We start from the raw sequence: 6,193 nt of genomic DNA, 5'->3' as shown, positions 1-6,193 counted from the left end.
CGCTTGAGGCGGCAGATCGCGACCGGCGTTTCCTCGACGCGGCCGCGGCGGCATGCCGGCTCGCATGGACGATCGCAGGTGCGTCCCAGAATTCCGGGAAACACGTTCGATTTCCAATTGACCATGTAGGCGTCGCTGTAGCGGCCTTGTGCGATCAGTCGGATGTATTCGGGAACCGGGGTGTGTGCAGGACAGGCCCATTGGCAATCGACCACTTTGTGAAAGTAGTCGGGGGCCGCGATATCGGTCGGTTTCATTCCTACCCTGTCCGCGCAGGCTCAAAGACCCGGCGGCCTTTTCTTGAGCTTGGCGAACGCTTAATGCGCCTCGATCTGGTTTCTGAATGACGTCATTGGGTTAGCTTATTAGAACCGTTCCGAAGTACAACGGCAAATTTGGGTGATCACCGGCTTTCATGGGAGCTGCGCGCACACAGCATTAACGGCTGCGCGCAAGCATGCGGCGGTGCAATATGTTGCAATGCGTCGGATTGCTTCAGCTGCGCGCGATGTCGCTCTTCGCAAGATCCCACATCAGGCTGTAGGTGCCGACGGAGACGGGCAGCGGGAAGGGCGATGCAGCAGGGCCGGTGAAGCGCTCGGCGATGACAGCCGAGACCGCGCCGACATGCGTGCCGTCGATCAGCACGAACCAGTCGCGCGCGCCCTCGTTTCGCGCCGCCGGAATGCCGGCGGTTGCGCCCGACAACTCGGGCTCGCTCTCCAGCAGATGCATCGAGATGATGCCGTCGAGTTTTTCCGGCGCCAGCCTTTCTTGCAGTGCATCACGCCACGTCCCCGCATTGTCGGGCGTCGGGCGCAGCCGCACCACGCCGAGCGCGGCGCCGCGGCCTGTCCCGTTGCTGATGGTGATGCGCGCGACCACGCGGAGCATGTTCTTGAAGCGCGCCATGCTCTGCCGCGACCAGTCGGTCGGGCCCGCGAGCCGCGCCCGGTAGGCGGGACTGTCGAGCACGTCGAGTGTCGCGGTCGAATAGAGGCTGAGATATTTGGGGTTGGCGGCATGCGCGACATAGCGCCGCGCCTCCAGAAAGCCGTCGATCGCGACGCGCTCTTCCAGATGCTCGCGATCGTACCAGCGGTTGAAATCGGCTTCATCGGCTGCGTCGATATTCATCGACGTCAGCAGCATGCCTTTCCCGGCGAGCGGCATTTTGTTGTTGTCCTCTTATCGCGCGGCCTTCGACGCAAGATCGGCGATCGACTTCATGACCGCGTCCCTGACGCCGGTATCATAGAGCGAATGTCCGGCTTCTTCCACGATGCGAATCTCGGAACCCGGCCAGACCTGCGCGAGCCCGTGCGATGTCTCAGGAGGGCACAACAGATCGTAGCGGCCCTGGATGATGATGCCGGGAATGCCGGCCAATTGCCCTGCGTTTCGCAACAACTGGTTTTCGGTCATGAAGCTGTCGTTGACGAAATAATGCGCCTCCATGAACGGCGTCGCGGGCAAGGTGCGCCAGACGTTCAGCGAGGCCAGATCCAGCCGCGGCTTTGCCGGCTTGTGCTCGGACAAGGCGCGCTCGGTGTCGTGCCACGCCCGCGCCGCCGGACCATGCACGGCCGGATCGGCGTCGAGGATGCGGCGCCAATAGGCCTCGATCGGCCGGTCCCGCTCCTCCGGCGGCAGCACGCTCAGGAAATCCGCGTGGAGCGCGGGATAGAACTGCGCCAGGCGCGAGGTGAAGGCCGTCTCGACCTCGGCCCGCGTACCCAGAAAGGTCGCGCGCAGCGCGATGCCGGAGACGCGCGCGGGATGGGCTTGCGCATAGGCCAGCGCCAGCGTCGCGCCCCAGGAGCCGCCGACCACCATCCAGCGTTCGAAGCCGAATTTGTCGCGGATCTTCTCCATGTCCGCGATCAGATGCGCCGTCGTGTTGTGGGCGCGCGATCCCTTCGGCCGGCTGCGGCCGCAGCCGCGCTGGTCGAACAGCACCGCGCAGAAACGGTCGGGATCGAACAGCCGGCGATGGTCGGGCTGGCAGCCGCTGCCGGGCCCGCCATGCAGATAGACCGCGGGGATGCCGTCGGCGCGGCCGACGCTCTCGACATAGAGCTCGTGGCCGTCGCCGACATCGAGCATGTCGGAGGTCAGCGGCGTAAAGGGATCGGCGCGTTTTGCCGCCGCGGCCGCGTCGGCGTCAGGCACCATTCTCGGATTCCAAAGTGCCGCCGGCGAAGTTGCGGTAGAGGAAGCGGTTGGTCTCGCCCTCGGCCTCGCGCTCGGCCTGCTTGAAGATGGTCTCGTGCAGCGGCGACAGCGCACAGGCCGGATCGGTGTTGGCGGCATCGCCGGTCAGCGCGAAGGCCTGGCAGCGGCAGCCGCCGAAATCGATCTCGCGGAATTCGCAGCTCTTGCACGGCTCCTTCATCCAGCCGGTGCCGCGATAGCGGTTGAAGGCGTCCGAGTTCTGCCAGATCCAGGCGATCGAATGGTTGGAGCGCACGGACAAGAAGTCGAGCCCGGTGATGCTCTCGGCGGCGTGGCACGGCAGCACCTTGCCGGCCGGGGAGATGTTGAAGAACTGCCGGCCCCAGCCGCCCATGCACTTCTTCGGCCGCAGCGCATAATAGTCCGGCACCACATAGTCGATCGCGAGCGTGCCCTTGAGCCGCTCGCGCGCCTCCTCGACGATACGGGTGCACTCGTCGAGCTGCGCCACCGTCGGCATCAGCGCGGCGCGGTTCTTCAGCGCCCAGCCGTAATATTGCACATTGGCGACCTCGAGCCGGTCGGCGTCGAGATCGATCGACATCTGGATGATGTCGGGGAGGTGGTGCAGGTTCTGCCGGTGCATCACCGCATTCACGGTCAACGGCAGATCCAGCTCGCGCGTCCATTTTGCCACTTCGAGCTTCTTGCGGTGGCCGTTCTTGTAGCCGGCGACACGATCAGCCAACCCCTCTTCAACGCCTTGGAAGCTGATCTGCACATGGCATAGCCCGGCGTCCGCGAGATCGCTCAGCCTGTCGCGCGTCAGCAGCACGGCCGAGGTGATGAGGTTGGTGTAGAGGCCGACGTCGCTGGCATGCTTGACCAGCTCGACGAGGTCCTTCCGCGCGGTCGGCTCGCCGCCGGAGAAGTGGACCTGGAGCACGCCGATCTCGGCAAGCTCGCTCAGGACCTTCTTCCATTCCTCGGTGGTCAGCTCCTTGCCCGAGCGGTCGAGCTCGACCGGGTTGGAGCAATAGGGGCATTGCAGCGGGCAGCGATGGGTGATCTCGAGCAGCACGGCGAGCGGGATGCCAAAGGTCTCCGCCGTCGAGCGGCTCTTCTCCAGCACCGCGAGACTGTCGCTGGCGTCGGGCGGCAGAGCCGGATTACCGAGCACATCGCTCATGACGTCTTCTCCCGGGCCTCGGTGAGGAAGCCCTTGTCGGCGAGATCCTGCAGCATGACGATGACGTCGGCGAGGATCGCCTCGCGCGGCGCGGCGTATTTCGCCGCCAGCTGGTCGGAAACGTCGCCGACACTGCGCTCGCCATTGCAGAGCTGCAAGACCTCGACCGCGATCTCGTCCGGCGCCAGCACCCGTTCCGGCGCCAGGATCACCCAGACTTGTCGCGTTTCGTCATATTTCAGCTTGGCATGCCGCGGCAGCACGGGACGGCTTGTCTCGCTGACGCTGATGTTCCGCGGCCCGGCCATCGCTGTTCCTCTCAGCTCGCCTTGGGCACGAACGCACCCGGTGGAATGTGGCCCTCGACATAGGCGTGCTGGAGCGCGTCGAGCTGCACCCACAGCACGTTGGTCTTGAAGATCAGCGCATTGCACACGGATGCGCGCTCCTCCGGCGTCCGCGCATGCGCCTTGACATAGTCGAGCGCAAAACCGGCATCGCGCGGCGCCTGCGCCAGGCGCCGCTTGAAGTAGCTCATGATGTCAGGATTGACGAAGTCGTAATGCTCCAGCATGCCGGAGATGCGCTCTTCGTGCAGGTTGGGCGCGAACAATTCGGTGAGCGAGGAGGCGATCGCCTCCAGCGGGCTTTTTTCGCGGCAGTAATGGACATAGGCTTCGACCGCAAAGCGCGTCGCCGGCAAGATGCCCTCGGTGGATTCCACGTAAGATGTGTCGAGGCCGAGGCCCTCGGTCAGCTTGAGCCAGCGCTCGATGCCGCCCTCGGAGCCGACATCGCCGTCATGGTCCTCGATGCGGTGGCGCCATTCCAGCCGCGTGGCGCGGTCGCGGAAGCGCGAGATCACCACCGCGTCCTTGATCGGGATCGTGCTCTGGTAATAGTAGCGGTTGAGCGCCCAGGCCTGCACCTGGCCCTTGTTGAGCTTGCCGCCGTGCAAGAGCTTATGGAACGGATGCAGGCTGTGATAGCGCGTCGCGCCGATATGGCGCAGCGTCGCCTCGAGCTCCTCGGCCGAGTTGAGCCTGATGTCCTTGCCGATCGAGAGCGCGGTCATTCCTGTCAGTGACGCGGCATTCACAGCACGATCTCCGTTCCGTCGGCGGGTATCTGCCAGCCCGCCGCCTCGGCGGCCTTGCGCTCGATTGAGCCGGGCAGCAGCGCCGGGTTCGAGTTATTGATATGCAGAAACATCTTCCTGTCGAGTGTGAGATCGGCAAGCCGCGCGATCGCGCCGTCCGCGCCGGACATTGCGACATGGCCCATGCTCTTGCCGGTCTTGTGGCCGAGCCCGGCCCTGATCATCTCGTCGTCCTGCCAAACCGTGCCGTCGAAGAACACCAGTGCGGCGCCATCGATCTCCGCCTTGAGCGCGTCGGTCACCTCGGCGCAGGCGGCAATGAAGTAGAAGCACTTGCCGGTGGCCTTGTCGGTGACCTTCAGGCCCAGCGTGTCGCCATCGCCGGTCTCGCCGCCCGGATGCGCCGTGCCTTCGAGATACCAGGCCGATTTGCCCGGTACGGCGAAGGCCAGCACCTCGACGCCTGCGCGCGCGCCATCGGGCAGCCGCGGCTGGAACGGCTCGGCAATTCCGATCGGCTGCCGCCGCACGTTCTTCTCGTTCAGCACGTTGAAGATGCTGTTGGCCTTCAGGATCGCCAGCACCTTCTCATGGGCGTAGATCGTGAATGGCGAGCCCTCGCGCATCGAGAGCAGGCCCGCAACCGCGTCCACCTCGCCATTGGTCAGGATCACGCCGGCGATCGGGGTATGGCGCAGCGCGCCTTGCCTGGGATGCAGCTGTGGCGCGGCATTCAACTGCTGGCGGAGATCGGGCGCGGCGTTGATCAGGAACCAGTGCTCGCCGTCGCCGCTGAAGGCGACCGAGGCTTGCGTCCGCTGAAGCTCATGGCCGTTCGTACGGGCCGCCCGGCAGCCCTCGCATCCGCAATTCCATTGCGGAACTCCGCCGCCGGCTGCGGCGCCCAGGACGACGACGCGAAGCATGATCCGTCTCCTGGAAGCAACGTCGCGAGGTGGGTCTCAGGCCGACACAAATCCTGTCTTCCGGAAACGCATTGTGACCGAAAGAATCCGACCGAAAGATCCACCTGCGCTGAACGCGAACTCGCCAACCGCTTACTTGCGGGTGGCGCTCACATACATGTTGATTTCCATGCCGCACGGCACTTCGACGATCTTCGGGGCTTTCCAGGCCATTTCGGCTCTCCATTTTCTAGAATTCGGACGCGTCCGCCCATGGGTTAAATTACCGCGAGCACAAAAGTTCGCTAGTGAAATCTTCCCGAGAAGTCCATGTTGCGCCGYGAAATATCGCGGTTGGAACACCGTATTTGGTGAGGCAGTCTTGCGCTTGGCGCATTCGGTCGTGAACCCTGTCCTGATAAAGCAGTTGTGAGTGCAGTGCAGCTTTCAATCCGGTACAGGCGACCCAATTGGATCTCGGTGATGCCCAAATACTTCTTCAACACCCGTATCGGCGATGAATTGATCGTGGATCCTGAAGGCGAGGATCTGCGCAATCCCGATCGCGCCTGGGAGGTCGCCCGCCAGATGATCCTGGAAGTGGTGAAATCCGAGGGCGCCCAGCCGGCGCTCATGGAGGCGGTCATCGAGGTCACCGACGTCGCCGGCGAGATCGTGCTCGAATTTCCCTTCACCGAGGCGCTGCTGGATATGCCGGTTCAGTCGGCGACGAGGCACTAGAGGCACGCGAGGTGCGCTCCCTCCCCCGCCTGCGGGGGAGGGTTGGGGAGAGGGTGCTTCCGCAACGGGACAATCCCCCAGAGG

At 64.4% G+C, this 6,193-nt stretch carries 8 protein-coding genes and 1 pseudogene; 1 reads left to right on the top strand and 8 read right to left on the bottom strand.

The features are described from left to right. The 8 genes and pseudogenes from ACXJL8_RS30725 to pqqA all read right to left on the bottom strand — a co-directional run. Positions 1–257: pseudogene (locus ACXJL8_RS30725) on the bottom strand (FAD-dependent oxidoreductase); the annotation flags it as partial. A gap of 238 nt (positions 258–495) precedes the next feature. Further along, on the bottom strand, positions 496–1,173 hold the full coding sequence (locus ACXJL8_RS30720; protein WP_456617944.1) for a hypothetical protein: 678 nt from the start codon (positions 1,171–1,173) through the stop codon (positions 496–498). 15 nt (positions 1,174–1,188) lie between these two features. Then, positions 1,189–2,175, bottom strand: coding sequence for a prolyl aminopeptidase (pip, locus tag ACXJL8_RS30715; RefSeq protein ID WP_456617943.1), 987 nt, complete (start codon positions 2,173–2,175; stop codon positions 1,189–1,191). Next, complete coding sequence (pqqE, locus tag ACXJL8_RS30710) at positions 2,165–3,364, bottom strand: pyrroloquinoline quinone biosynthesis protein PqqE (protein ID WP_456617942.1); 1,200 nt, start codon at positions 3,362–3,364, stop codon at positions 2,165–2,167. Before pqqE ends, pip begins: the two co-directional genes overlap by 11 nt. Further along, entirely contained in the window at positions 3,361–3,672 is a 312-nt protein-coding gene (gene pqqD / locus ACXJL8_RS30705; RefSeq protein WP_456617941.1) for a pyrroloquinoline quinone biosynthesis peptide chaperone PqqD, read from the bottom strand. Before pqqD ends, pqqE begins: the two co-directional genes overlap by 4 nt. Before the next feature lie 11 nt (positions 3,673–3,683). Continuing rightward, positions 3,684–4,463, bottom strand: coding sequence for a pyrroloquinoline-quinone synthase PqqC (gene pqqC / locus ACXJL8_RS30700; protein ID WP_456617940.1), 780 nt, complete (start codon positions 4,461–4,463; stop codon positions 3,684–3,686). Then, complete coding sequence (gene pqqB, locus ACXJL8_RS30695) at positions 4,460–5,389, bottom strand: pyrroloquinoline quinone biosynthesis protein PqqB (protein ID WP_456617939.1); 930 nt, start codon at positions 5,387–5,389, stop codon at positions 4,460–4,462. Before pqqB ends, pqqC begins: the two co-directional genes overlap by 4 nt. Positions 5,390–5,521: 132 nt before the next feature. Then, a complete protein-coding gene (pqqA, locus tag ACXJL8_RS30690) occupies positions 5,522–5,602 on the bottom strand; it encodes a pyrroloquinoline quinone precursor peptide PqqA (protein ID WP_007595659.1) in 81 nt (26 codons plus the stop codon). 249 nt (positions 5,603–5,851) lie between these two features. Between pqqA and ACXJL8_RS30685 the strand changes: the two genes are divergently transcribed. Beyond that, the gene (locus ACXJL8_RS30685) at positions 5,852–6,109 is read left to right on the top strand and encodes a DUF6894 family protein (protein ID WP_456617938.1); all 258 of its coding nucleotides are present in this window, start codon (positions 5,852–5,854) and stop codon (positions 6,107–6,109) included. Positions 6,110–6,193: the final 84 nt, after the last annotated feature.

Source organism: Bradyrhizobium sp. P5_C11_2 (genome assembly GCF_054049755.1).
The sequence above is the reverse complement of the archived record's forward strand: the minus strand, read 5'-3'. Positions and strand labels throughout refer to the sequence as shown.